Source organism: Pediococcus pentosaceus (genome assembly GCF_001437285.1).
Taxonomy (GTDB): Bacteria; Bacillota; Bacilli; order Lactobacillales; family Lactobacillaceae; genus Pediococcus; species Pediococcus pentosaceus.
The window spans coordinates 39,957-63,888 of record NZ_JQBF01000003.1 but is presented as its reverse complement, the minus strand read 5'-3'; the positions used below and the strand labels follow the sequence as shown (position 1 = coordinate 63,888).

At 37.6% G+C, this 23,932-nt stretch carries 29 protein-coding genes, 1 other RNA gene and 2 other annotated features; of the genes, 4 read left to right on the top strand and 26 right to left on the bottom strand.

Features of this window, described 5'->3' with window-relative positions; genetic code table 11:
• Positions 1–2: 2 nt before the first annotated feature.
• Genes purQ through purE form a run of 5 tightly spaced genes read right to left on the bottom strand, consistent with a single transcriptional unit; the run spans position 3 to position 3,260 of the window.
• Positions 3–677, bottom strand: coding sequence for a phosphoribosylformylglycinamidine synthase subunit PurQ (gene purQ / locus IV86_RS03755; RefSeq protein ID WP_002833290.1), 675 nt, complete (start codon positions 675–677; stop codon positions 3–5).
• A 2-nt stretch (positions 678–679) separates the two neighbouring features.
• On the bottom strand, positions 680–934 hold the full coding sequence (gene purS, locus IV86_RS03750) for a phosphoribosylformylglycinamidine synthase subunit PurS (protein ID WP_002833288.1): 255 nt from the start codon (positions 932–934) through the stop codon (positions 680–682).
• Positions 927–1,655: a phosphoribosylaminoimidazolesuccinocarboxamide synthase gene (gene purC / locus IV86_RS03745; protein ID WP_002833286.1), complete on the bottom strand. Its 729-nt coding sequence runs from the start codon at positions 1,653–1,655 to the stop codon at positions 927–929. Before purC ends, purS begins: the two co-directional genes overlap by 8 nt.
• Positions 1,655–2,794 carry a 5-(carboxyamino)imidazole ribonucleotide synthase gene (gene purK, locus IV86_RS03740; protein ID WP_002833285.1) on the bottom strand — a complete coding sequence of 380 codons (1,140 nt, stop codon included), beginning with the start codon at positions 2,792–2,794 and terminating at the stop codon, positions 1,655–1,657. The genes purC and purK overlap by 1 nt, the downstream gene beginning before the upstream one ends.
• Positions 2,778–3,260 (bottom strand): 5-(carboxyamino)imidazole ribonucleotide mutase, encoded by a 483-nt coding sequence (gene purE, locus IV86_RS03735; RefSeq protein WP_002833284.1) that lies wholly within the window; start codon positions 3,258–3,260, stop codon positions 2,778–2,780. The genes purK and purE overlap by 17 nt, the downstream gene beginning before the upstream one ends.
• Positions 3,261–3,556: 296 nt before the next feature.
• Positions 3,557–3,806: a binding site (T-box leader), on the top strand.
• Between the two features lie 60 nt (positions 3,807–3,866).
• On the opposite strand from purE, the gene asnA reads away from it, so the two are divergent.
• Positions 3,867–4,874, top strand: a complete 1,008-nt coding sequence (asnA, locus tag IV86_RS03730; protein WP_002833283.1) for an aspartate--ammonia ligase — start codon at positions 3,867–3,869, stop codon at positions 4,872–4,874.
• A gap of 76 nt (positions 4,875–4,950) precedes the next feature.
• Here asnA and IV86_RS03725 read toward each other — a convergent pair whose 3' ends face one another.
• From IV86_RS03725 to IV86_RS03645, 18 genes are all read right to left on the bottom strand, one after another.
• A complete protein-coding gene (locus tag IV86_RS03725) occupies positions 4,951–5,577 on the bottom strand; it encodes a redox-sensing transcriptional repressor Rex (RefSeq protein WP_002833282.1) in 627 nt (208 codons plus the stop codon).
• A 17-nt stretch (positions 5,578–5,594) separates the two neighbouring features.
• Positions 5,595–6,572 carry a serine hydrolase domain-containing protein gene (locus IV86_RS03720; RefSeq protein WP_056979364.1) on the bottom strand — a complete coding sequence of 326 codons (978 nt, stop codon included), beginning with the start codon at positions 6,570–6,572 and terminating at the stop codon, positions 5,595–5,597.
• A 17-nt stretch (positions 6,573–6,589) separates the two neighbouring features.
• Entirely contained in the window at positions 6,590–7,627 is a 1,038-nt protein-coding gene (gene tsaD / locus IV86_RS03715; RefSeq protein ID WP_002833280.1) for a tRNA (adenosine(37)-N6)-threonylcarbamoyltransferase complex transferase subunit TsaD, read from the bottom strand.
• Positions 7,614–8,210 (bottom strand): ribosomal protein S18-alanine N-acetyltransferase, encoded by a 597-nt coding sequence (gene rimI / locus IV86_RS03710; RefSeq protein ID WP_002833279.1) that lies wholly within the window; start codon positions 8,208–8,210, stop codon positions 7,614–7,616. The genes tsaD and rimI overlap by 14 nt, the downstream gene beginning before the upstream one ends.
• Positions 8,191–8,919 carry a tRNA (adenosine(37)-N6)-threonylcarbamoyltransferase complex dimerization subunit type 1 TsaB gene (gene tsaB, locus IV86_RS03705; protein WP_002833278.1) on the bottom strand — a complete coding sequence of 243 codons (729 nt, stop codon included), beginning with the start codon at positions 8,917–8,919 and terminating at the stop codon, positions 8,191–8,193. The genes rimI and tsaB overlap by 20 nt, the downstream gene beginning before the upstream one ends.
• 162 nt (positions 8,920–9,081) lie before the next feature.
• On the bottom strand, positions 9,082–10,074 hold the full coding sequence (gene galE / locus IV86_RS03700; RefSeq protein WP_002833277.1) for a UDP-glucose 4-epimerase GalE: 993 nt from the start codon (positions 10,072–10,074) through the stop codon (positions 9,082–9,084).
• 45 nt (positions 10,075–10,119) lie between these two features.
• Positions 10,120–10,857 (bottom strand): acyl-[acyl-carrier-protein] thioesterase, encoded by a 738-nt coding sequence (locus IV86_RS03695; RefSeq protein WP_002833276.1) that lies wholly within the window; start codon positions 10,855–10,857, stop codon positions 10,120–10,122.
• A gap of 9 nt (positions 10,858–10,866) precedes the next feature.
• Positions 10,867–11,745 carry a 16S rRNA (cytidine(1402)-2'-O)-methyltransferase gene (gene rsmI / locus IV86_RS03690; RefSeq protein ID WP_002833275.1) on the bottom strand — a complete coding sequence of 293 codons (879 nt, stop codon included), beginning with the start codon at positions 11,743–11,745 and terminating at the stop codon, positions 10,867–10,869.
• A 1-nt stretch (position 11,746) separates the two neighbouring features.
• Complete coding sequence (locus IV86_RS03685; protein WP_002833274.1) at positions 11,747–12,088, bottom strand: DNA replication initiation control protein YabA; 342 nt, start codon at positions 12,086–12,088, stop codon at positions 11,747–11,749.
• A 1-nt stretch (position 12,089) separates the two neighbouring features.
• The gene (gene holB / locus IV86_RS03680) at positions 12,090–13,106 is read right to left on the bottom strand and encodes a DNA polymerase III subunit delta' (RefSeq protein ID WP_002833273.1); all 1,017 of its coding nucleotides are present in this window, start codon (positions 13,104–13,106) and stop codon (positions 12,090–12,092) included.
• Positions 13,106–13,441, bottom strand: coding sequence for a cyclic-di-AMP receptor (locus IV86_RS03675; protein WP_002833272.1), 336 nt, complete (start codon positions 13,439–13,441; stop codon positions 13,106–13,108). Before IV86_RS03675 ends, holB begins: the two co-directional genes overlap by 1 nt.
• A gap of 15 nt (positions 13,442–13,456) precedes the next feature.
• Positions 13,457–14,086: a dTMP kinase gene (tmk, locus tag IV86_RS03670; RefSeq protein WP_002833271.1), complete on the bottom strand. Its 630-nt coding sequence runs from the start codon at positions 14,084–14,086 to the stop codon at positions 13,457–13,459.
• A 164-nt stretch (positions 14,087–14,250) separates the two neighbouring features.
• On the bottom strand, positions 14,251–14,850 hold the full coding sequence (recR, locus tag IV86_RS03665; protein ID WP_002833270.1) for a recombination mediator RecR: 600 nt from the start codon (positions 14,848–14,850) through the stop codon (positions 14,251–14,253).
• A gap of 26 nt (positions 14,851–14,876) precedes the next feature.
• Entirely contained in the window at positions 14,877–15,191 is a 315-nt protein-coding gene (locus IV86_RS03660; RefSeq protein WP_002833269.1) for a YbaB/EbfC family nucleoid-associated protein, read from the bottom strand.
• A gap of 15 nt (positions 15,192–15,206) precedes the next feature.
• A complete protein-coding gene (dnaX, locus tag IV86_RS03655) occupies positions 15,207–16,952 on the bottom strand; it encodes a DNA polymerase III subunit gamma/tau (protein WP_056979363.1) in 1,746 nt (581 codons plus the stop codon).
• Positions 16,953–17,027: 75 nt separating this feature from the next.
• Positions 17,028–17,114, bottom strand: an RNA gene (gene ffs, locus IV86_RS08590) — signal recognition particle sRNA small type.
• 49 nt (positions 17,115–17,163) lie between these two features.
• Positions 17,164–17,649 (bottom strand): nucleoside deaminase, encoded by a 486-nt coding sequence (locus tag IV86_RS03650; protein ID WP_002833267.1) that lies wholly within the window; start codon positions 17,647–17,649, stop codon positions 17,164–17,166.
• On the bottom strand, positions 17,642–18,247 hold the full coding sequence (locus IV86_RS03645; protein ID WP_002833265.1) for a class I SAM-dependent methyltransferase: 606 nt from the start codon (positions 18,245–18,247) through the stop codon (positions 17,642–17,644). The genes IV86_RS03650 and IV86_RS03645 overlap by 8 nt, the downstream gene beginning before the upstream one ends.
• A gap of 211 nt (positions 18,248–18,458) precedes the next feature.
• On the opposite strand from IV86_RS03645, the gene nrdH reads away from it, so the two are divergent.
• The 3 genes from nrdH (at position 18,459) to nrdF (ending at position 21,929) form a co-directional block, all read left to right on the top strand.
• Positions 18,459–18,689, top strand: a complete 231-nt coding sequence (gene nrdH, locus IV86_RS03640) for a glutaredoxin-like protein NrdH (RefSeq protein WP_029258121.1) — start codon at positions 18,459–18,461, stop codon at positions 18,687–18,689.
• A gap of 101 nt (positions 18,690–18,790) precedes the next feature.
• A complete protein-coding gene (gene nrdE, locus IV86_RS03635; protein ID WP_002833262.1) occupies positions 18,791–20,956 on the top strand; it encodes a class 1b ribonucleoside-diphosphate reductase subunit alpha in 2,166 nt (721 codons plus the stop codon).
• Positions 20,957–20,975: 19 nt separating this feature from the next.
• A complete protein-coding gene (gene nrdF, locus IV86_RS03630; RefSeq protein WP_002833261.1) occupies positions 20,976–21,929 on the top strand; it encodes a class 1b ribonucleoside-diphosphate reductase subunit beta in 954 nt (317 codons plus the stop codon).
• Between the two features lie 162 nt (positions 21,930–22,091).
• Here the strand turns inward: nrdF and rplL are convergent, their stop codons facing one another.
• The 3 genes from rplL to rplA form a co-directional block, all read right to left on the bottom strand.
• Positions 22,092–22,457, bottom strand: coding sequence for a 50S ribosomal protein L7/L12 (gene rplL / locus IV86_RS03625; protein WP_002833260.1), 366 nt, complete (start codon positions 22,455–22,457; stop codon positions 22,092–22,094).
• Positions 22,458–22,498: 41 nt separating this feature from the next.
• On the bottom strand, positions 22,499–23,005 hold the full coding sequence (gene rplJ, locus IV86_RS03620; protein WP_002833259.1) for a 50S ribosomal protein L10: 507 nt from the start codon (positions 23,003–23,005) through the stop codon (positions 22,499–22,501).
• A gap of 25 nt (positions 23,006–23,030) precedes the next feature.
• Positions 23,031–23,157 (bottom strand) — a sequence feature (ribosomal protein L10 leader region).
• 47 nt (positions 23,158–23,204) lie between these two features.
• Positions 23,205–23,894 (bottom strand): 50S ribosomal protein L1, encoded by a 690-nt coding sequence (gene rplA, locus IV86_RS03615; protein WP_002833258.1) that lies wholly within the window; start codon positions 23,892–23,894, stop codon positions 23,205–23,207.
• Positions 23,895–23,932 lie beyond the last annotated feature (38 nt).

Sequence of the window (23,932 nt, the reverse complement as noted above, 5' to 3'; positions counted from 1 at the left end):
AATTAAACATTTTGCGTCATGCTTTCAATTAAACTTTGGAACAGCATTTTGCCATCTTCGCCACCTAGGACGGCTTCACTAGCGCGTTCAGGATGGGGCATCATCCCTAGCACATTGCCTTTCTGATTGATAATTCCCGCAATATCGTCTGTACTTCCGTTGGGATTATTTTGATAACGTAAAACAATTTGATGATGATCCTTTAAGTCTTGTAAAGTAGCCGAATCACAATAATAGTTACCTTCACCATGGGCAATGGGAAACATTACGGTCTGTTTTAAATCAAAACGTTTGGTAAAGATAGTCTGATTATTTTCAACCACTAATTTTTGTGGTTTACAAATAAAATTCAAACTATCATTCGATCGCAAGGCCCCCGGAAGCAGCCCGGCTTCGGTTAAAATTTGAAATCCGTTACAAATTCCAATTACTGGGTTTCCCGCATAGGCAAATTTTTTTACAGCATCCATGATGGGAGAAAAACGTGCGATTGCGCCGCTTCGTAAGTAGTCACCATATGAAAAACCGCCTGGAATTAAGACTGCAACTGTATCTTGCGGTAAGGATTTTTCGCGATAGTCCACAAATTGAGGCACAACGTTCATAACGTCGCGCAAAACATAGTACATATCCCAATCACAATTAGACCCTGGAAAACGAATAATGCTGTAAATCATTGCTAGTCCTCCTCAATCCTGCTAATCTCAAATCGATAAGTTTCCATGTTAATGTTTGCTAGTAGCTCATCACTCATTTTTCTAACTTGCTCTTCAATATTTTGACCATGATCTTCAATTTTTATTTCAAAATATTTTCCGACAGTTACAGCTTTAACATTTTCGTAGTTTAATCGATGTAACGCTGTTTTAATTGCTTCTCCTTGGGGATCTAAGATCGATTCTTTGTAAGTAACGTAAATTTTGGCGTTATACATGAACTTCCTCCTGTGAATTATTCAAGCGATTTAAAACTTCCTGATAGACGGTCACTAAATCTCCAGTTTTTTTACGAAAAACATCTTTATCAAGTGATTCTTTAGTTGTTAAATCAACCAAGCGACATGAGTCTGGTGATATTTCATCTGCTAATACAATTTCGTCATCTGCGGTTTTACCAAATTCAACCTTAAAATCAACCAGTTGCAAATGGGCTTTAGCAAAGCGTTCTTTTAAAATTTGATTAATTTCTAACGCCATCTTTTCCAATCGTTGACTCTCTTCTAAGTCAATGATTTTCAACGCAATTGCTTGATTAGTATTAATAAATGGGTCATCTAATTCATCAGATTTATAAAAAAATTCCACAACAGGCTGGTCAAATGCTTGTAGATACGAAACATCAAACTTACGTTGGAAACTGCCTGATGCCGCGTTACGCACGACTACCTCTAGTGGAATAATTTTTACTTTACGATTCAATTGTTCGTTGTTTGAAAGTTTTTGGACAAAGTCCGTGTGAATCCCTTTTGCAACTAATTGCTCGAATAAAATACAATCGATTTGGTTATTCAATTCACCTTTACCAGCAATGTGATCTTTACGTTTTCCATTTAGGGCAGTTGCTTGATCCATATATTCAACCCACACCAAATCCTTTTCATCTGTATTGTAAAGTCTTTTTGCTTTGCCTTCTTTAATCAACGTGGTCTTCTTCATTATTTTATCTCCCAAATATTTTCTGATTTAATTGAATCTAAGCTTTTTTGAATATCACCTAATATTGTGATGTGTCCCATTTTTCGATTCACTCGACTTTCGGCTTTCCCATAGTCATGAAAATGCCAATCGGGTCTTTGAACTAACTTCTGACGAGCAGCTTCAAGGTGCTGCCCGAGAAGATTTACCATCACCGCTGGTGTAGTTTGTGTGACTTTTGGTAAAGCCAATCCACAAATGCTCCGAATGTGAGCTTCGAACTGTGAAATATTACATGCTTCGATGGAATAATGTCCCGAATTATGTGGCCTTGGTGCCATTTCATTAACCAATAATTGGCCATTTTCTAGCATAAAAAATTCGATTCCTAAAACGCCCCTTAGTTCTAATTTCTGAGCAATTTTTTGAGCAATTTTTCGAGCATTGTCTTGTACGTTTTGAGAAACCCGGGCTGGTACAATGCTTTGATGTAGAATGTGGTGCTGATGTTCATTCTCGGCTACTGGAAAACATTGGACGATTCCTTCGCGGCTGCGCGTTACCATGACAGATAATTCTTTAGTAAAATTTTGACGTTGTTCCAATATACATGGAGCTTGGGCTACTAAACGTTGTCCAGCAAGTAAATCCGCTTCGGAATTAATATCTTGTTGTCCATGTCCGTCGTAACCTCCTTCACTAGTTTTCAAAATGCTTGGATAACCTAATTTAGCAATTGCTACTTCTAAATCAGTAGGCTTTTCAACAACTTGATAGGAGGTAACCGGAATTCCATGACTGCTCAAAAAATTTTTTTCTCGGATTCGGTCTCCAGTAATAGCTAGTAAGTTGGTTCCTTGCGGAATGGTTACCAATTCTTGTGCTACTTTCAAACTAGCTAAATCAACATTCTCAAATTCATAAGTTAAAACATCGCTCCGCCCCGCCATTTGCATTAAGGCGTGATGGTCAGTATATTCGGCTACAATCTGAAAATCACAAACTTGGCTGGTTGGGCAATCTCGCGTAGGATCTAGAACCCCCACCTTATATCCCATAGCTTTAGCCGCTAACGCCATCATTTGACCTAACTGCCCACCACCAATAATCCCAATTGTTGCCGGCGGTAAAATAATCCCTTTTTCAGAATTGCTTTTCACTCTCAATAGCCTCCTGAGTCTGTTTTTGACGGAATTCAATTAATTTTTCAGCAACTTTTTTATCGATTAACGCTAAAATTTCAGCTGCTAATAAAGCGGCATTTTTAGCACCTGCACTCCCAATAGCCGTAGTCGCAACGGGGACTCCACTAGGCATTTGGACAATTGATAGTAATGAATCCATTCCGTGTAATGCATGACTTTCAATAGGAACCCCAATTACAGGTGAAATTGTGTTGGCTGCTAACATTCCCGGTAAATGAGCTGCTCCGCCAGCTCCTGCAATCAGCACGGCATATCCATTTTCTTGTGCTTGTTCACCAAACTTCTGTAATACTTTCGGCATCCGATGTGCTGAAATAATATGACGATCATAATCGACTTCAAATTCATCAAGTATGTCTGTGGCCAGTTTCATGGTTGACCAATCAGAAATTGAACCCATAACTACTGCGACTTTTCTCATGACAATTCCCTTCCATATTTAAATGCTGTATCAAATTTCAAGTTCAGTGTAACAAGTAAAATTAGTTTTATCAAGATATTTTACGAACTTTTTATTTTATTTTTTAATAAAAAGTTCGTTTTTGAAAAATAAACAGTTCGACACGTTAATTAAAAGCTCGGAAATTAATAAAAAAAGCCTTAATGCAGTATTTAGCTACATCAAAGCTTTTTGGAAATTAATATAGTTTTAAAAAACAAATTTATGTTTTACAACTTCAGTTTCTTATGATAATATGATAATCAAATTAAAAATCAATGAAGACAAAAAGAGAGACGAGTAGAATTTATCATTCTGTCAGTGAGTTGGGATAAGTGGGAACCCAATCAGACCCTGATACTTTTGAATAACACTTTCTTAGTTTCTAACTGAAATAGCATAGGCTAAAGTAGGCTTAGACGTGACCGGTACGTTACCAATCGGAGGAGTATGTTTGTACTCTTATTGAGGTGGCTTATTAAATATAGGCAACTTGGGTGGTACCGCGGAAAGTCTTTCGTCCCTTGTCATGGATGAAAGGCTTTTTCTTTTATCCTTAAAATCTAATTTATTAAAGGAGAATCAATTATGGATTTAATTATTCCTGCATCATACGATCCAAAATTATCAGTACGTCAAACCCAAGAGGCCATTCGCTACATCCGCGAAACTTTTCAAGATGAATTTGGAAAAGAACTCAACCTCTCACGTCTCTCTGCACCAATGTTCGTTCCTAGTGCCACTGGGTTAAACGATAATTTAAATGGAGTTGAAACCCCAGTTTCCTTCTCTATGCAAGATATGCCTGAAACCAGCATCGAAATCGTCCACTCTCTAGCTAAATGGAAAAGAGTTGCTTTGAAACGCTTTGGTTTCGAGATGCACAGTGGACTTTATACTAATATGAATGCCATTCGTAAAGACGAAGATCTTGATAATATTCATTCCATCTATGTTGATCAATGGGACTGGGAAAAAGTTATCGATCAAAGTGAGCGTAATCTAACTACCCTTAAAGCAACAGTTCAAACAATTTTTAAAGTAATCAAACACATGGAGCACGAAGTTTGGTATAAATATCCTGAAGCCGTCTATCATCTTCCTGATCAAATTCATTTTGTCACTACCCAAGAATTAGAGGATCGTTTTCCGAAATTAACTCCTAAAGAACGCGAGGACGCCATCTGTAAAGAACTGGGTTGCGTTTTCTTAATGCAAATTGGTGGGACGCTAAAAAGTGGTGAGCGTCATGATGGACGCGCACCAGATTACGATGATTGGCAATTAAACGGCGATATTTTATTTTGGTATGAACCTCTTCAAAAAGCCCTTGAAATTTCAAGCATGGGAATCAGAGTTAGTGAAGAGTCGATGCTAAAACAACTAAAAATAGCTAACGCAGAGGATCGAATCCATCTTCCTTATCATCAACTGTTGTTGAATCATCAACTGCCCTACACCATTGGCGGTGGAATTGGTCAATCACGTCTTTGCATGTTGCTGTTAGGTAAAGCCCATGTTGGTGAAGTTCAAGCTAGTGTCTGGCCTCAATCGATGATTGATCAATGTGAAGAAAATCAAATTCATATTTTATAAACTAAAATAAAAAAGCTATGACTTAATAAGCGACTTGTCCGTCGTTTAGAAATTGAGTCATAGCTTTTTGTATTTTTTAATCTTGATCCATTGAGTAAATCAAGGCTTGTAATTCTAGAGATAAATCAACATCATGGATAGTTACATTATAAGGTACATCAATAATTTCAGTGGTGAAATTCATAATTCCTTTGATGCCTGCTTCTACAAGTAAATCGGTAACCCGTTGTGCTTGTGAATTAGGCACTGTTAAAATGGCTACTTCAATCTTCTCATCTCTAACACGTTGCTTGATTTCATTAATATCATAGACCGGAACTTCGCTTTGAATCGTACCTACTACCTCAGGATTAACGTCAAATGCCATTTTAATCCGAGCATTGCCCGTCTTATGAAACTTGAAGTTAATTAACGCATGCCCCAAATTACCTACACCAACAATGGCAACATTAGCAGCTGTATCTTGTTTTAAAACGTCGTTAAATAATTCCAATAAAATCTTCACATCATATCCATATCCACGTCGCCCCATTTGACCAAAATAAGAAAAATCACGACGTACGGTTGCAGCGTCGATTTTTAATAACCGTTCCAAAACGGCTGAAGAGACTTTATCTTCGCCTTTTTCATTTAGTTCACTCAAGCAACGGTAGTATAATGGTAAACGACGAGTTGTTGCCAATGAGATTTTATTATCATCCATTTTTTCTTCCACCTTTTCTACTGAATTACCTTTAATAATCCTGTTAACATTTTGGCATGAACTTGATTATTTTCCACAAAGTTATGAAGAACAACCATACCTTGTTTTTTCTTAACATTAAATGCGATAACCCCAGTTGGACTACTGCCGTAAAATACGTCAGCATTGGCGCTAAAACGACTCCAACCAAGTGATTGCCCATCAATGTTGAATTTTTCCATCGTATCAAATAGCTGTGGATCAAGGACTTCTTTTCCTTGATAATTACCACGGTTTAACATCATTTCAACAAATACTGTTAAATCATTCAAGGTTGAAAATAATCCAGTGTAACCACTTTCCCCATTCAACAACAAGCCCAATTGATCTTCAACTTGTCCTTGGATTTGTCCTCGCTTAGCATCTTTTCTAGTTGGTACAAAGCGAGCCTTAGGACGGTTTAAATTAAAACCAGTATTAGTCATTGCTAGTGGATATAAAATGCGATCTTGAACAGCACGATCAATGGAACCGTCTACTGTTCGAATAATAATTCCTAGCACCACAAAGTTAAGTGGTGAAACTTGCATTTTTTCACCAGGTTTAAAATCTAGACCGACAGAATATAGTGCGTTAGTAAATTCGATTCCTGTAAAATGTTTCGATTTATTAACCGTTACTGGTAATCCACTAGTATGGGTTAATAAATGTAGGATTGTAATATCTCGATTTGAAAAACCAGGTAAATATTTAGTGACTGGATCTTTTAAGCCAATTTCTCGAATTGCAAGTAATTGAAAAATTCGAGTTGTGGTTGCAACTACCTCTGTCATTGTACTTAGGTCATAAATCATCGAAGGATCTAATAAAACGGCAGATGGTCCTTCTCCTTGGACACCTTCATAACGATTTTCAATTTCTTTTGGCGTAATCAAGCTATAGGAAGCACCATAAATATTATGATTCTCAATTTCCTTTTTAATAACTTGATGAACTTGATGCATTTGCTCAGTCATATTTATTCACCCACTCTTTACTTAATTGCTTCTGGTTCCCAATCAAATTCTAAACTTGGATCAGCATTTAACGTCATATCAGCAAAAACTTGGTGTCGCATTAACATTTCACCAGCAGCACCAATCATTGCTCCATTATCACCACAAAGATCCAAAGGTGCCTTAACGAAATCTAAATGATTAAATTTTTCGCCAAGTTCTTTATCTAAAGTATCCCGTAAACCACGGTTAGCTGCAACTCCTCCAGCTAAAATTAATTGTTTTATTTCTAACTGCTCGCAAGCCCGAACCGTTTTAGCCGTGATAACATCTACCACGCTTTGTTGGAAGCTTGCTGCTAAATCTTTTTTGCTGAGTTCTTCATTAATTTGATCTGCATGATGCACTGTATTAATAAAAGCACTCTTCAAACCACTGAAACTAAAATCAAAATTATCTTCGTGTTCCATTGCTCGTGGGAACTTGAAGATGTCTTCACCTTGGTGAGCAAGTTCGTCGATTGCTTTACCCGCTGGATACTTCAAACCCATTACGCGCCCCACTTTATCATAGGCTTCACCGGCTGCATCATCACGAGTCTCACCGATAATTTTAAATTCATTTTCGGTTGGCATATATACTAGTTCTGTATGCCCCCCCGAAACAAGGAGAGCTAAGGCTGGAAAAACAATGGGTTTTACAAAACGTGCAGCGTAGATATGTCCAATCATGTGATTAACTGGGATTAATGGTAATTCATTTGCAAAAGCAAAAGCTTTAGCAGCTGAAACGCCCACTAAAAGTGCCCCAACTAATCCGGGTCCATACGTAACTGCTACAGCATCGAGGTCCTCTTTACGTACTTCAGCTTGCTTTAAGGCTTGTTCAATGCAGATGGTAATTTGCTCGATATGATGGCGACTGGCAACTTCCGGAACCACCCCGCCAAAGCGCTGATGGCTATTAATTTGTGTTGCAATTATGTTAGATAAAATAATGTCACCATTTTTAATAACTGCAACACTAGTTTCATCACAACTTGATTCGATTGCTAAAATTAAACTAGTTTGATCCACGATATCCTCCTCGCCACTTCGACAAATCTAATGTCATATCAATTGCATCTTCATGATCGCCGAAATAATACCTCTTCTTGATTCCTGTCTTTTCAAAACCAATCTTTAAATATAATGCTTGAGCTGTAATATTACTTTTTCTTACTTCTAAAGTGATTGATTTGTATTCAATAAATTGAGCTTTTTTAATGATCGACTCAATTAGAAATGATCCAATTCCACGATTTTGATATTCCGGTAAGATAGCTACATTAGTAATGTGCGCCATTTTACTACGATCATCAAAAGAAGCTCCGATAAAGCCCAATAGTTGGTCATTATGCCTAATAACTAAATATAATCGGTCTAATTTTCTTCGCAATTCGTTGGCAAAGGCCATTCGATCCCAAGGGGTTTGTCCGTCATACACAGCACGTTCAACCGTTAATATCTCCGGAATATCGGTATTAGTAGCCTGCGCTACAAAATATCTTTCACCTTCGATTACAACATTGTGGTGTTTAATTTCAAAAGCCTCCTCACGCAAACGTCGTGTCCGATTAAAAAAAGTGTATTTAGCCCAATTAATTAATTTGTCTAACATATGATTCTTTGTTTTCATCGTTTGGATGCTTTTCCTTCCAATTTCTTTCTGCTTCTGTCACTCGTAAATAAGCTGGTACAAAAGTATAAACATTTTCAAGTTCTGTTTTTTGTAATCCTAAGATTCCTAATGCATGCGCATTTGGTAAACTGTTTAATTTTCCAGAATGTTCTGCAACAACAACCAACGTATTTTCTACCATTGTTTGAAATTGTTCAAATTGAGAAGATACAAAGTAAACTGGTCGACCTAACTCATTAATCTTAGCCAATAATTTTTCAAAACTAATATGTTGGTCTGCTAGTACGTTTACAACTTGTTCTCCATTTTTCTCATAAATTCCGGCGAATACATTTCCATTTCTAGCGTCAAAGAATGGGACTACTAAACCATTTTGAGGTGCGTTAGGAACCAACATTTCTAAACTAGATACTCCTACTAACTCAGCATTTAACGTTAATGCTAATGTTTTGGCCGTAGTAACGGCGATTCGTAACCCAGTATATGAGCCCGGTCCTTTGGCAACAACAATCCGGTCAATTTCGTTTAGTGCCATCCCTGCTTCTGCAAGAGTTTGCGAAATAATTGGCATCAGTTGTTTACTATGATTTCTTTTAATATTAGTGGTTTGCATAGCTAGTAATTGTTCTGAATCCAAAACCGCTACACTTAAAGTAACGTTGGACGTATCCATAGCTAAAATCTTCATTCAGTTCGCTCCCTTTTAATTCCTCTACATATTATCCTACAGAATAGTGATGACGACAACAAAGAATAAATTCGTCCTTTCAAGGTCATTTCTTTCAAAATTAAAGAGGTTATGACAAATTTTTATGTCATAACCTCAATTAAAATTATTTATACGTTTATTTTAGCGGTCTTCATAACCATTGGGATGTTTCTGAGTCCAATTCCACGCAGTTTTAATGATTTCTTTAACGTCATCATATTGAGGATTCCATTTTAAGATTTTGCGTGCTTTTTGACTTGCAGCAATTAATGAATCTGGATCTCCAGGACGACGAGCCGCAATTTTAGCTGGAATGGCTTCACCAGTTGCTTCACGTGCTGCTTCAACCATTTCTTTAACTGAGAAACCAGTTGATGAACCTAAGTTGAAGACGTCGCTATCATTACCTGCTTTAAGATAATCGATTGCTAAAATATGAGCATCCGCAAGATCTAAAACGTGCACATAGTCACGTACGTTCGTACCATCTGGAGTATGATAGTCATCACCAAAAATTTGTAATTGGTCACGTTTACCTAAAGCCACTTGCAAGATAATTGGTGTTAAATGAGTTTCTGGTCCATGATCTTCGCCAATTGAACCATCTGGATAGGCTCCTGCTACGTTAAAGTAGCGGAGGGCTACAAATTTGATTCCATAAGCTTGATCCGCCCATTTAATGATTTTTTCCATCATTAATTTACTTTCACCGTAAGGATTGATAGGGGCTTGACGGTCGGTTTCTTCGATCGGAGACTTTTCAGGAACTCCATAAGTAGCAGCTGTAGATGAGAAAATAATACGTTTTACATCATGATCCCGCATTTCTTCAAGAAGAGCAACCATTCCTGCCGTATTATTATCAAAATACTTAAGCGGTTTTTCCATGGATTCAGGAACAATTGAAAATGCAGCAAAATGCACAACTGTGTCAATTGCTTCTTGATCAAAGACTTCCTTTAAAAAGGCATGATCTCGGATATCGCCCTCATAAAATTTTACGCCTTTATCCACTGCGCCACGATGACCAGTTGATAAGTTATCCACAACGACTACATCTCGATTTTGTTCGACTAATCGCTTAACCATATGTGAACCAATATATCCGGCTCCTCCAACTACAAGAATACTCATTCATTCATCCTCCAATGTAAAATTTAAACTACGCCCATTGTAACCTTAACGGTGATTCCATTCAACATTTGCTTCACAACACAAGGTGTCATTAGCAAAAATTTTATGATCACTTTTGAGTGTATCATGATCCATCGTAAAAGTGCTATGGGCAACCTGGTTAGGTTGGATTTCCACATGATAACGAATGTTAATCATCGCTGGATAATAGTTATTTAGAGTATCTTGATCAACCGTATTAAAAATCCATTCAAAATATTTAGCATTATTCACATGCCGATTTGGATCAATATCAAAATATTCTACACTGAAATCCTTAGCAACTGATGCTCCTTCAATGGTTTCCAGTTTAGGCAAACGAACAATACGTTTAACCTGGTCAGCTTCATAGGGTTCAATAATTTCAGGTAGGAGCTTGTGCATTCTTCGCGTTGTTCGATCCATCAATACAAAAATTGAAGTGTTTTCCACAATCACTTCACCTTTTTGATCTTTAACCCAAAAATCCCGTTGGCAGAAATAATCATTGTTATTAACTGCTCTAGTTCCTACTACAATTTGTTCTCCAACCCGTGGTAGTCGTTTGATTTTCAGCACGTATTGCGTAATTACCCAGCCTAATCCGGTTTTATCCACAACTGCATTTCCGACACCTAGTTGCTGACTTTGATTATCCGAAGTTAACAACATGGCGTTAATAATCATGGGAACTTTCATTGTTCCGGTCTGGTCACCTTCGTAATGCGTTACTAAATGTTGTTCTTCATGTATCTTTCCAGCCATTATTCTCTCCTATTGCTCTAACTGATGATAGATGTCATAAACTTCTTGTTTACTTAAACCTCGCAATTTAGCGACCTGTTTAATCGCAATTGTTGGTTTAACTTGTTCATCATCGATAATTTTTTGCACATGTTCATTAATCGTCATGCTTTCCCACTCGTTATTGATAGTAACCTGTGGATGATCATTTCCTTCGACCATCACTACAAATTCGCCTCGTACTTCATTTTCAGCAATCCATTGCTGAACTTCTTCAATACTTCCACGAATAAACTCCTCATAGCGTTTGGTAAGTTCGCGTGCCAAAACCATTTTACGGGTCGTACCGAAACTACTACCAATTTGTTTGACGGTCTTAGCTAAACGATGCGGTGCTTCGTAAAAGATAACTGTATTAGGATTATTTTTTAAAACTTCAAGCTCTTCTTTTTGCTCTTTAGTTTTGCGTGATAGAAAGCCATAAAAAGTAAAGGGTTGGGGAACTAATCCTGAAGCAATTAATGCTGTAATTCCGGCATTCGAACCTGGTAAAGGTACAACGTTAAGGTGTTGTGATACTGCTGCCTTTACTAACTCTTGACCAGGGTCACTAATTGACGGCATCCCCGCATCTGATACCTGAGCAATTTGTTGACCATCTTCTAACATTTTCAAAATTGTTGGGATGCGCTGTTGAGTGTTGTGCTCATGGAAGCTCATCTGTTTGGTATCAATTTCAAAGTGGTTAAGTAGTTTTTGAGTATTTCGTGTATCTTCAGCTAGGATTAAATCAACATCTTTCAAAATATTAATTGCTCTGAAAGTCATATCTTCTAAATTTCCAATCGGCGTTGGTACCAGATATAATCGTCCTTCATTCGATTGGCTGAAACTTTTTTGCGTTAACATATTAGCGATCTCCATAGATGACGGTTAAACAAAATGCGCACTCTTCTTCATCTTGACGATGCTTACCGTAAAATTCATTACAAACGTGATATCCGCTCGCATATAATTTTTCTAAGTTTTGAAGTGACTTTGATAAACCATATTTTGTGTTCTTGGTTCCTTCATTTTCAGCAGCGGTTGCTTGCTTTAGACGCTCTCTCAAATGTTGATTTTCAATTTGAAGTTCAGCATTTTCTTCCATGATTTCCACCATGGCACTTTGGGTTTCGTGTAGTTTATTTAACAAATCCTCAGTATTTCGCGTGACTTCTGTTATTTGATCAAATAAATCTTTTTTATCCACACTATCGCCCTCTCATTTTGAATATATTACATATTTTAATCGTTGCTTTTTCCACAACGCTTTGAAAATTTAAATTCTGACTTAACTGATGTTTTAAAGGCAGCAATACATCTGCAACAGCCAATAATTGACGGACGTTGGTCTGATCAGCTAACTCTTGTAACTGACGTCGATTAGCTTCATAAGTAATCGTTTCTTGATCAAATTTTAGTTCTAACAGGTCCATTGCATATAACATCATCAAGTCCAATATTTTTTCTTGATAAAATCGATCCTTAGCCAAAGCCATTACTCGAGTTTGAACATCTACAAATGCAGTTATGTCCCCAGTAGTGGCCGTTATAAACCACTTTTCTAACGCCTTATGGGCATCCAAAATCCAGTTGTTATCTACCAGTGTTTGAATTTCACTCGTATCGTTGGTTAACCGGGTTAAAATTCTAGCATCCGTTTCAGCTATATTTTGCTCTGTCAATTCCTTAATCAATCGATCTTTAGGTAACGGTTTTAGTTCAATAATTTCGGTTCTCGACACAATAGTTGGTAGCATCAAACTTCTATTTTCAGCAAGTAAAAACGCCGTTACCTCTCCTGAAGGCTCTTCGATGAACTTCAGCAAACTATTGGCTGCACTCGTTGTCATTTTATTAGCTTGTTCAATAATAAAAACTTTCCGTGCGCCCTCTACCCCGCTTTTAGAAAATTCAGCTTTTAAAAAACGAACTTGTTCCACCTTGATTGATTGGCCATCTGGTGCAATTTCTACAACATCTGGATGTTGTCCTGATATGATTCGAGTGCACTCTTCACATTCTCCACAAGGCATTGATCCCTGTAAGTCAATACAAAAAAGACGCATCGCTACCCATTGAGCGACGTCTTTTTTTCCAATCCCACCTGCTCCGGTTAGCAGGTAGGCATGCGACAAATGCTGGCTATCAATCATTTCATTAAAGCGTTTAACAATTTCAGGTTGTTTTTCCACAGCCTGATTAGTTAAATTTTTCAGATCTTCCACTAGAAGCGCTCGAATTGATCTACCGGAAGAACAAGGACGGTTGCACCACCGACTTGAACCTTAATTGGATAGGCCGTAGTACCCTCCATATTAACGTCCATGTTAACAGATGGTGTCATAAATTCTTCTCTGGTATGACTAGCTTTCTTGATGATTTCAAGGACTTCTGGGACACGTTCTTCTTCAATCCCAATCATGAAAGTTGTATTACCTGATTGTAGAAAACCACCAGTTGTGGATAACTTAGTTGCTCGAACATTTTGATCAATAAACTGATCACTCAAATAGTTTGCATCTTTATCTTGTACAATTGCGATAACTAACTTAGTTGCCATAATAATATTCCTCCGCTAATTTAAAATTTGGTCTAACACTTCAATTACATCTCTTTTTACATCATCAAGTTCTTGACTCGCATCAATTACGACAATCCGATCTGGAAATTTCTTAGCTAAATCTAGATATGCCGAACGGACTCGCTGATGAAAATCTAATTGTTCTAAATCTAACCGATCAACATCTTCCGTCCGATGAGTCATAATGCGCTTTAGTCCAAGTTCTGATGGTACATCCAAGTAAATTGTTTTTTCTGGTAATGCTCCTTCAGTAGCAAAGAGATTCATTTGATAGACGGCATCGGTACCAATTTTTCTGCCTGCTCCTTGATATGCAATTGAGCTATCAACAAATCGGTCACAAAAAACCACATGATTTTTTTTCAAAGCTGGTAAAATCGTTTCCACCAAATGTTGTCGTCTAGCAGCCGCATAGAGTAAGGCCTCCGTTCGCTCATCCATCTCGGTGTTGTTTTTATCCAAAATAATAGTTCGAATTGCCTCTGAAATGGGATTTCCGCCGGGCTCCCTCGTTACTGTTAATTGGTCCTTCAAACGCTGTTGGTAATGTTCAACCATCGCTTGCAGAACCGTTGTTTTTCCGGCCCCATCTGGACCTTCAAATGATATAAAATGCCCGTTCACCAGTATTCCCCGCCTTACTTGTTTTAAATTATTTATTGTTTTTATTCTACTTTAGATTTTAAGGACTGTCTATTAACCTTAATTAAAATATCACCATATTAATTTAAAAAAATGAGCTAACGCGTTGGTAAAATCGCATTAACTCATCTTTTAATTATTTTGCTTTACATTTCTGTTCGGCCTTCGACCGCCTTATATAAAGTCATTTGATCCGCATATTCAATATCACTTCCGACCGATAACCCGTGAGCTAAACGAGTAACTTTAATGCCGGACGGTTTAACCAATCTTGAAATATACATCGCTGTCGCTTCCCCTTCTGGAGTTGCATTTGTAGCAATAATAACTTCTTTAATGGCCTCGTTCTTCTGTAAACGGGTAAGTAACGCAGCAATATTGATGTCTTCAGGGCCTTTACCATCCATGGGTGATAACACGCCATGTAACACGTGGTACAAACCATGGTATTCTTTCATCTGTTCCATTGACATTACGTCTTTAGAATCTTCGACTACTAAAACCGCTTTTTGATCTCGTGAAGGGTCCTGACAAATATCACATGGATCATCTTCCGTAATATTTCCACAAATACTACAGAAACTTAGGTCCCGTTGTGCTGAAATCAGTGCCTTAGCAAATTCGGTTACATCATCTTTTTCCATATCTAACGTAAAAAATGCTAGTCGGGTTGCCGTTTTATAACCAATACCTGGTAATTTCATGAAACTATCGATTAATTTCGCAATCGGTTCTGGATATTGCATAACGGTCTATCACCTACGATTCTTAATTACATTCCAGGGATGCCCTTAGTGTATTTTCCCATTGTTTTATTAGTTTCGCTATCCACGCGATTCATAGCGTCGTTTACAGCGGCTACAATTAAATCTTGTAACATGTCTGGATCGTCTTCATCGATTGCTTCAGGATTAATCACGATGTCTTTCATTCTATGATCACCGGTGAATACAACTTTGACCATGTCATCTGGTGCCACACCCGTAAATTCAGTTTGATTTAATTTTTCTTGTTCTTCTGTTACCTTTTTTTGCATCTTTTGCATTTGACGCATCATGCTTTGCATGTTTCCCATTCCACCACGCATTTGTATTACCATCCTTTAATCATTTTTTATATTTACATTTTCAGAGCCAAATAATTCGACCGCTTTTTTAACAGCTTGATTATCTTCATCCGCTTTGGGTGTAGATTGCTCTGATGCCTCTGGTTCAGATTTTTCTTGATTCTTATCAAAATGATGAGTATTTAAGAAACCTGACCGCACCTCTGGCCACTCTTCAACTGTAACATAAACTACCTTAAAATCGGAACCAGTTAACTTAGCTAAATTTTGTTGAAGTTCAGTACGAAGCACTTCATTATCGACAGCCTTTTCAAACAGAAAGTCGTAATTGAACGCTACGACCACCCCTTCTTTACTAGCTGCAACTGGCTTAGAAACGTGCATCAAAGCCCGTTCTGTAACAGATAGCATATCCATTAAGTCGCGCCAGAGTTCCTGCATCGTATTTAAACTGGCCTTAGTAGCATTTTCCAAGATCGGATAAATCTTAGTTAAATTAGCCGGAGTTTTAACTTGTTTAGCACCTATCGCTTTTTTCTTAGGTTTAGGCTGAGCTGATTGTGAATTACTTGGCGTATTTTTTACATTTTGTTGTAGCTTTTGAATTGCTTGTTTTAATTGACTGACTTCTGAACGTAACTGCTCCACTTCTTGGTTATCCATGGAACCGGTTGGGGCTTCGGTGGAAACTTTCGCAGTTTTTCGTTGTGATAGCTTAATCGTCAAAACTTCCAAATAGACATCTGGGTGGGTCGTGAAACGCATTTGTTGCTGAATACTATTCAATGTATCAATCATTTGATACAGCTCCACGCCAGTCACCATAGCTGCTTCTTCAGTAAAAGCTTCCGATAGATCATTCAAGCTTTGTTCTTGCACCAACTGGGGATCTTCTTGGTATAAGAGTAAATTTCTTTGGACAGTAATTAAGTCTTCAATTAATCGTTGTCCATCTTTACCCTCATCTAAAATTTGATGCAAAGTTTCTAATGCCGCTGATGTTTCTTGCTTAAAAATTTGCGTTAAATACTGATCTAATAGCGTTTGGTTAACACTTCCTGTAACTAATAAGGCGTTATCTAAAGTTACTTCTTCGTTACCAAATGAGATCACTTGATCCAAAATACTTAATGCATCTCGCATCCCACCTTCAGCAGCCTTGGCGATAATTGCTAAAGCCTTTTGATCGTACTGGATTCCCTTTTGATCCAAAATATAGACCATGCGATCATAACTTTGAGCTGGTGTAATTCGCTTAAAATCAAAACGTTGTGTTCTTGAAATAATGGTTAATGGAATCTTTTGAGGTTCCGTCGTTGCTAAAATAAAAATTACATTAGCTGGTGGTTCTTCTAAAGTTTTCAACAACGCATTAAATGCTCCGGTTGATAGCATATGGACTTCATCAACAATGTAGACTTTGTAGTCTGCTTCAGTTGGAGCATACTTTGCCTTATCACGAATATCGCGAATTTCTTCGACACCATTATTCGAGGCCGCATCAATTTCGATTACATCGTTTAAGGTTCCCTCAGTAATCGCTTTACAAGTCACACATTCATTACAAGGCTCACCATCTTTGAGATAGTGACAATTAACCGCCTTAGCAAAAATCTTAGCTGCCGATGTTTTTCCGGTTCCTCGTGGACCAGTAAATAGATACGCATGGCTGGTCTGCTCAGTTATTAATGCATTTTTTAAAGTCCTCGTGACGACGTCTTGACCGACCATATCATCAAACTTTTGAGGCCGCCAAACACGGTATAATGCTTGATAACTCATTTGATTTCCTTCCATATTTGCTTTTTTAAGAAAAGAACCCTTAGCCCAATGGACTAAGAGTTCGTTAATTTACCCAATAACTTAAGGCACAAGCCAGAGCATACTTAGTGCTGCTTCCTTCCGGACCTGACACAATTCGTAAGTCCAACCTTGCCTCAAGGCCTTACGGCAATAACTATGATACTCGAATTTTAAAAAAATTTCCACTATTTTACTTAGTTTTTTTTCTTCTTTTTCGAATTTCTTTAAAAAACGTCTTCATTAACATCGATGCTCGGTCAGCTCCAATCCCTTCATGAACCGTCACTTGATGGTTTAAACGCGTATCTTCGAGTACGGTATACAGGCTTCGAACCGCTCCTGCTTTAGGATCTCGAGCACCAAAAAATACTTGAGGTAATTGTGAATTGATGATGGTTCCACTACACATTAAGCATGGTTCAATGGTCACAAAAAGCTGACAATCCCACAGCCGCCAGCTTTTTAAATAAGCGCAAGCTTCCGTAATCGCTAAGACTTCCGCATGAGTGGTTGAATCCTGTGAGTGTTCTCTTAAGTTATGACCACGACCAATAATTTTACCATCATGAACAACCACTGCTCCAATGGGGACCTCATCAATCATTTTGGCGAATTGGGCCTCTTTAATTGCTTCATTCATATAAAAATTAATTTCATGCTCTGTTAACTTATTCATGTGCACTTCTTAAAATATAATATCCTTTATTCTTTTTTAGGACTTCGACATTCCCAAAGGTTTCTTGCATTAATTTTTTAGCTGAGGGCGCCCCCTGTTTTTTCTGAAGAACGATTACCAGTTGGCCACCTGCTTTTAAATGAGATTTAGCCTCAACGATAATTGTCTCAACTACCGATTTTCCTGCACGGACTGGTGGATTAGAAATAATCGTGGTGAAATCCGTATCATCGATATTCTCATATGCATCTGATTTATAAATTTGAGTCTGTTTTTCGACGCTATTAGCAACTGCATTTCGTTTGGCGAGTCCCAACGCGCGTTCGTTAACATCTGTCATCTGTACTTGTATCTCTGGAAAACTTTTGGCAAGTGATATGCCAATTGGACCGTATCCACATCCCACGTCTAAAATCTTTTCAGCAGAACCTGCAATTTGTATTGCTTCAAGCAACGTCCTAGTTCCAAAATCAATTGTGTTTTTTGAAAAAACACCGCGATCCGAAATAAAATTTAATTTATGACTCAAAAGCTCGTAGCTCCAATGCTTCTCGTCATGTTCGGCGTTGGGATTTTCAGTAAAATAATAATCTGTCATTGAAAAGTCCTCCATTCTCTATTAATATAATATCGTATTGTAAATTCAGTTACCAATTTAAAAAGAATAAAATTTAATAAACACCGCCAGCACAATATATAGTGGGATTGTAAAAATATATCCTCTACATATTGTGCTTTTTTATTTCAAATTTAGTAATAAATGTTGTATACTTAGTTCCATGATAAATGAGACAAGGGGGATCAGTATTATGAGAAAAATAATTGTGTACACTAAAAATAACTGCATTCAATGCAAAATGACTAAACGCTTCTTATCCGAAAACGGGGTTACTTTTGAAGAACGTAATATCAATGCAAATCCAGAATATATCGACACTTTAAAAGCTAAAGGCTTCCAAGCCGTACCAGTCGTTCAATTTTCTGAAGAAAAAGCTGTGGCTGGTTTTAGACCTGATTTACTAAAAAAATTAGCAATTTAGTTCTCCACCAACGCTAACTCAGATGTTCAAGACGCCCCATTCGTACATTGTAAATGCGGAGCGTTTTTTTATTTCACTTGATTGAAGAGAGGATTCGAATTATGACTTTAAAAGATCTAAAAGATGTTACTTACTATGATTTAAACAATGAAATTAACATCCCTGTTGATAACCAAATTCCCCTAAGCAAGGATCGTGAAGCTCTAGCTGCATTTCTAAAAGAGAATGTTCAAGCTAACACCATGCAATTTGATTCTCTACGTGAACGTTTCGATTACCTCCTCAAAGAAGACTATATCGAGGCTGCCCTCGTTGAAGAATATTCATTCGATTTTATCGAAAAACTGTACGACTTCTTAAAGCAACAAGACTTCCACTTTCAATCGTTTATGGCAGCTTATAAGTTTTACGCTCAATATGCCTTAAAAACGAATAATAACGAATATTATTTAGAAAACTTCATCGACCGCGTGGCTATGAACGCTCTCTACTTTGCTGATGGTAATGAAGAATTGGCCATGAATATTGCCGATGAAATCATTCACCAACGCTATCAACCAGCTACTCCTAGTTTTTTAAATGCCGGTCGTAAGCATCGAGGAGAGTTAGTTTCATGTTTCTTAATTCAAGCTAATGACGATATGAACTCGATTGGTCGTACGATTAATTCTGCTCTTCAACTTTCTAAATTAGGTGGCGGGGTCGGAATCAACCTCACTAACCTTCGTGAGGCGGGAGCACCAATCAAGGGGATTGAAGGCGCTGCTAGCGGTGTGGTTCCGGTTATGAAACTACTAGAAGATAGTTTTTCTTATGCCAATCAATTAGGACAACGTCAGGGAGCTGGTGTTGTATATCTAAACGTTTTCCATCCCGACATTGTATCTTTCCTTTCAGCTAAAAAGGAAAATGCCGACGAAAAGATACGGGTTAAAACCCTCTCACTTGGTGTAGTCGTTCCCGATAAATTTTATGACCTCATCAAACACGACGAAGATATGTATCTATTTAGTCCTTATAGTGTGGAAAAAGTTTACGGTGAACCTTACGCCTACGTCGATATTACTAAAGAATACGACAACATGGTCAAAAACCCTGCTATTAAGAAATTCAAAGTTAAAGCCCGTAACATCGAAAATGAAATTTCTAAACTTCAACAGGAATCTGGCTATCCTTACATTGTTAACGTTGATACGGCTAATCGAGAAAATCCAATTTATGGAAAAATTGTAATGAGTAATCTCTGCTCAGAAATTATGCAAGTACAAACTCCATCCGTAATTGATAACAAGCAAAACTATACGAAACTAGGAACTGATATCAGTTGTAACCTTGGTTCAACAAACATTGTTAATATGATGCAAACGCCCCACTTCGGTAAATCGGTCGAAACTATGGTTAGAGCACTAACTTTTGTTACGGATCATTCTGATATTGACGTTGTTCCTTCTATCCAAAATGGAAATGCTCTTGCTCATACCATTGGTCTTGGAGCAATGGGACTCCATGGTTACTTAGCTAAGAACCACCTTTACTATGGTGAAGCAGATTCGATTGAATTCACTAGTGTTTACTTTATGCTGTTGAACTATTGGACTCTAAAAGCTTCTAACCAGATTGCCAAAGAAAAGAATCAAGTTTTCCACAACTTTGATAAAAGCAAATATGCTGATGGTTCTTACTTTGATAAATATGTAGAAAATGATTTTGGACCTAAATCCAATCGAGTTAAAGAGTTATTTAATGGAATTGAAATTCCAAGCGTTGAAGATTGGAAACAACTTAAAACTGATGTGATGGCTGAAGGACTTTATCACCAAAATCGAATGGCAGTTGCTCCTACTGGTTCAATCTCTTATATCAACGATGCGACAGCTAGTCTTCAACCCATTGTTAACAAAATTGAAGAGCGTCAAGAAAAGAAAATTGGGAAAATTTACTTCCCAGCTCCATATCTTTCCAATGATACGTTAAAATATTACCAATCAGCTTACGACATTGATATGCGTAAAGTTATTGATATTTACGCTGCTGCCCAACAACATGTTGACCAAGGGATGAGTATGACCTTCTTCATGCGTTCAACAATTCCAGCTGGAATTTATGATTGGAAGGAAGGCCGCACTGATAAAATGACCACTCGTGATCTTAATATCCTTCGTAACTATGCCCATCATGAAGGTATCAAGTCCATCTACTACGTTCGTACCTTCACAGATAATGATGGTGAAGTTGGCGTAAATCAATGTGAAAGCTGTTCAATTTAAATAAGTGGAGGATTTTTTAATGGAAAACTATGAAGCAATCAACTGGAATGCCATTTCAGACCAAATTGATAAAGCTACTTGGGAAAAGTTGACTGAACAATTTTGGCTTGATACCCGTATTCCAATTTCAAATGATCTTAGTGACTGGCGTGAATTAGATGAAGACCACAAATGGGTCGTAGGTCACGTATTTGGCGGTCTAACTCTGTTAGATACTCTTCAATCACAAGATGGAATGGCAGCTCTCAGAAAGGATATTCGTACTCCTCACGAGACAGCAGTGTTAAATAACATTCAATTTATGGAATCGGTCCATGCTAAGAGTTATTCATCAATCTTTGAGACTTTAAATACTCCCTCTGAAATTGATGAAATTTTTGCTTGGAGTGATTCAGAAGAATTCCTTCAAAATAAAACTAAACGAATCTATGAGTTATATCATGATGATGAACATCCTTTGAAGAAAAAGATTTCGAGTGTATTTTTAGAAACTTTCTTATTCTACTCTGGTTTCTTCACCCCCCTTTATTACTTAGGTCATAATCAACTAAACAATGTGGCTGAGATTATTAAACTAATTCTTCGTGATGAATCAGTTCATGGAACTTATATTGGTTACAAATTCCAATTAGGCCTTAAAGAGCTTGGTGAAAATGAACAGCAAGAAATAAAGGATTGGATGTATAACTTCTTATACGATTTATATGATAACGAAGAAAAATATGTTCATACTTTGTATGACCAAGTTGGTTGGACTGATGAAGTTCTTACCTTCACGCGTTATAATGCTAACAAAGCCCTCATGAATTTAGGGCAAGACCCATTGTTCCCTGATACTGAAGCTGATGTTAATCCCATCGTAATGAATGGGATTTCAACTGGAACTTCTAACCATGACTTCTTCTCACAAGTTGGTAACGGTTATCGTTTAGGTAATGTGGAAACTATGAGTGATGAAGATTACAACATTTAAATCCAAATAAAAAAATCCAACTTCCATTTTAGAAGTTGGATTTTTTGTAACGCTCTGTCATCCTATTTATCAAAAAGTCTTTATTTGAATATTTTTTAAAACAAAAAAAGAGCTATTTCCATCCAAATGGAAATAGCTCTTTTAATAACTTAAGAAATTAAATTACTTAACTTCTACAGTTGCGCCAGCTTCTTCAAGCTTAGCTTTAAGTTCGTTTGCTTCGTCTTCAGAAACGTCTTCTTTAATTACAGAAGGAGCGTTGTCTACCATGTCCTTAGCGTCTTTCAAGCCAGCACCTGTGATTTCGCGAACTGCTTTGATAACTTTGATCTTAGCTGAACCACCTGAAGTAAGTTCAACGTTGAATGAAGTCTTAGCTTCAGCAGCGCCACCAGCAGCACCTGCTGCAGCAACTGGAGCAGCAGCTGAAACGCCGAATTCGTCTTCGATTGCTTTAACAAGATCGTTTAAATCAGTAATTGAAGCACCTTTTAAGTCTTCAATAAATTGGTCTTTATCTAATGCCATTTTTGTTTCCTCCAAATTAATTATAATTAAATGTTATTTGCTTATGCAGCGTCTTCTTCAGACTTCTTGTCAGCAACAGCTTTAAGTGCATATGCAACGTCACGTACAGGTGACATAAATTCATTAGCAAGCATTGCAAGCAAGTCTTCACGACTAGGCAATGTAGCGAATGTATTAATTGTATCGATATCAGCAACTTCACCTTCAATAATACCACCCTTAATTGAAAGGTTGTCATTACTGTCAGCAAAAGTCTTCAAAATCTTAGCAGGTGCAACAGCGTCTTCTTCTGAGAAAGCAACGGCTGAAGGACCAACGAACACGTCGTCCATACCTTCAAAACCAGCTTTTTCAGCAGCACGTGTCAACACTTTGTTTTTGATAACGCGTAGCTTGATACCAGCGTCACGAAGTTGTTTACGTAAGTCTGTTACTTCAGCAACAGTTAAACCACGTGAATCAACAACAATAGCAGAAACGGATTCCTTTAATTGTTCAGCAACTTCATCAACGATTGCAGCTTTTTGTGCGATAGCTTCTTTACTCAATGTATTTCACCTCCTGAATGATTGTTGAACCATAAAAAAATTCGTACCCCAGAAAGACTCTGAGACACGAATAGTTTCATACGTTCCTCGGCAGGCAATATATTAAGGCCAAACCTGGCCACCTGAGTCTTAGGTAAATTATTCAGTTATAATTCACTCTTAGTAATATATCACAGCGTTTGGAACAAATCAAGAGATTTTAGAATTGAGAAAAGTCAACCTTAACTCCTGGTCCAAATGTTGATGCAACTGATACGTTTTGTACGTAAGCACCCTTAACAGATGCAGGACGTAAACGAACGATTGTATCGTTGATTGTTTGTAAGTTACCAAGTAATTGGTCAACATCAAATGATACTTTACCAATTGGCACATGAACATTACCGTCACGGTCTGTACGGTATGTAACCTTACCAGACTTAGAATCAGCAACAGCCTTTTCAACATCCATAGTAACTGTACCAGTCTTAGGGTTAGGCATTAAGTTCTTAGGTCCCAATACGCGACCTAAACGACCTACTTGTCCCATCATGTCTGGTGTTGCGATTGCAACGTCAAAGTCTAACCATCCGTCTTGGATACGTTGTACTAAGTCGTCGTCACCAACAACATCTGCACCAGCTGCTTTAGCTGCTTCAGCCTTAGCACCCTTAGCAAATACAATAACTGTTTGTTCTTTACCAGTACCGTTTGGTAAAACAACGGCACCACGAAGTTGTTGGTCAGCTTGCTTTGTGTCAACGTTCAACTTGTATACTGTTTCAACAGTAGCGTCGAACTTTGCAAAATCAATTTTCTTAACTAATTCAAGCGCTTCTTTTGGAGCATAAGCCTTAAGAGCTTCTACTTGTTTTGCAGCGTCTTGAAACTTTTTACCTTTTTTAGCCATCTGTGTGTTTTCCTCCTAGCAAATGTGGTTATAGCGGA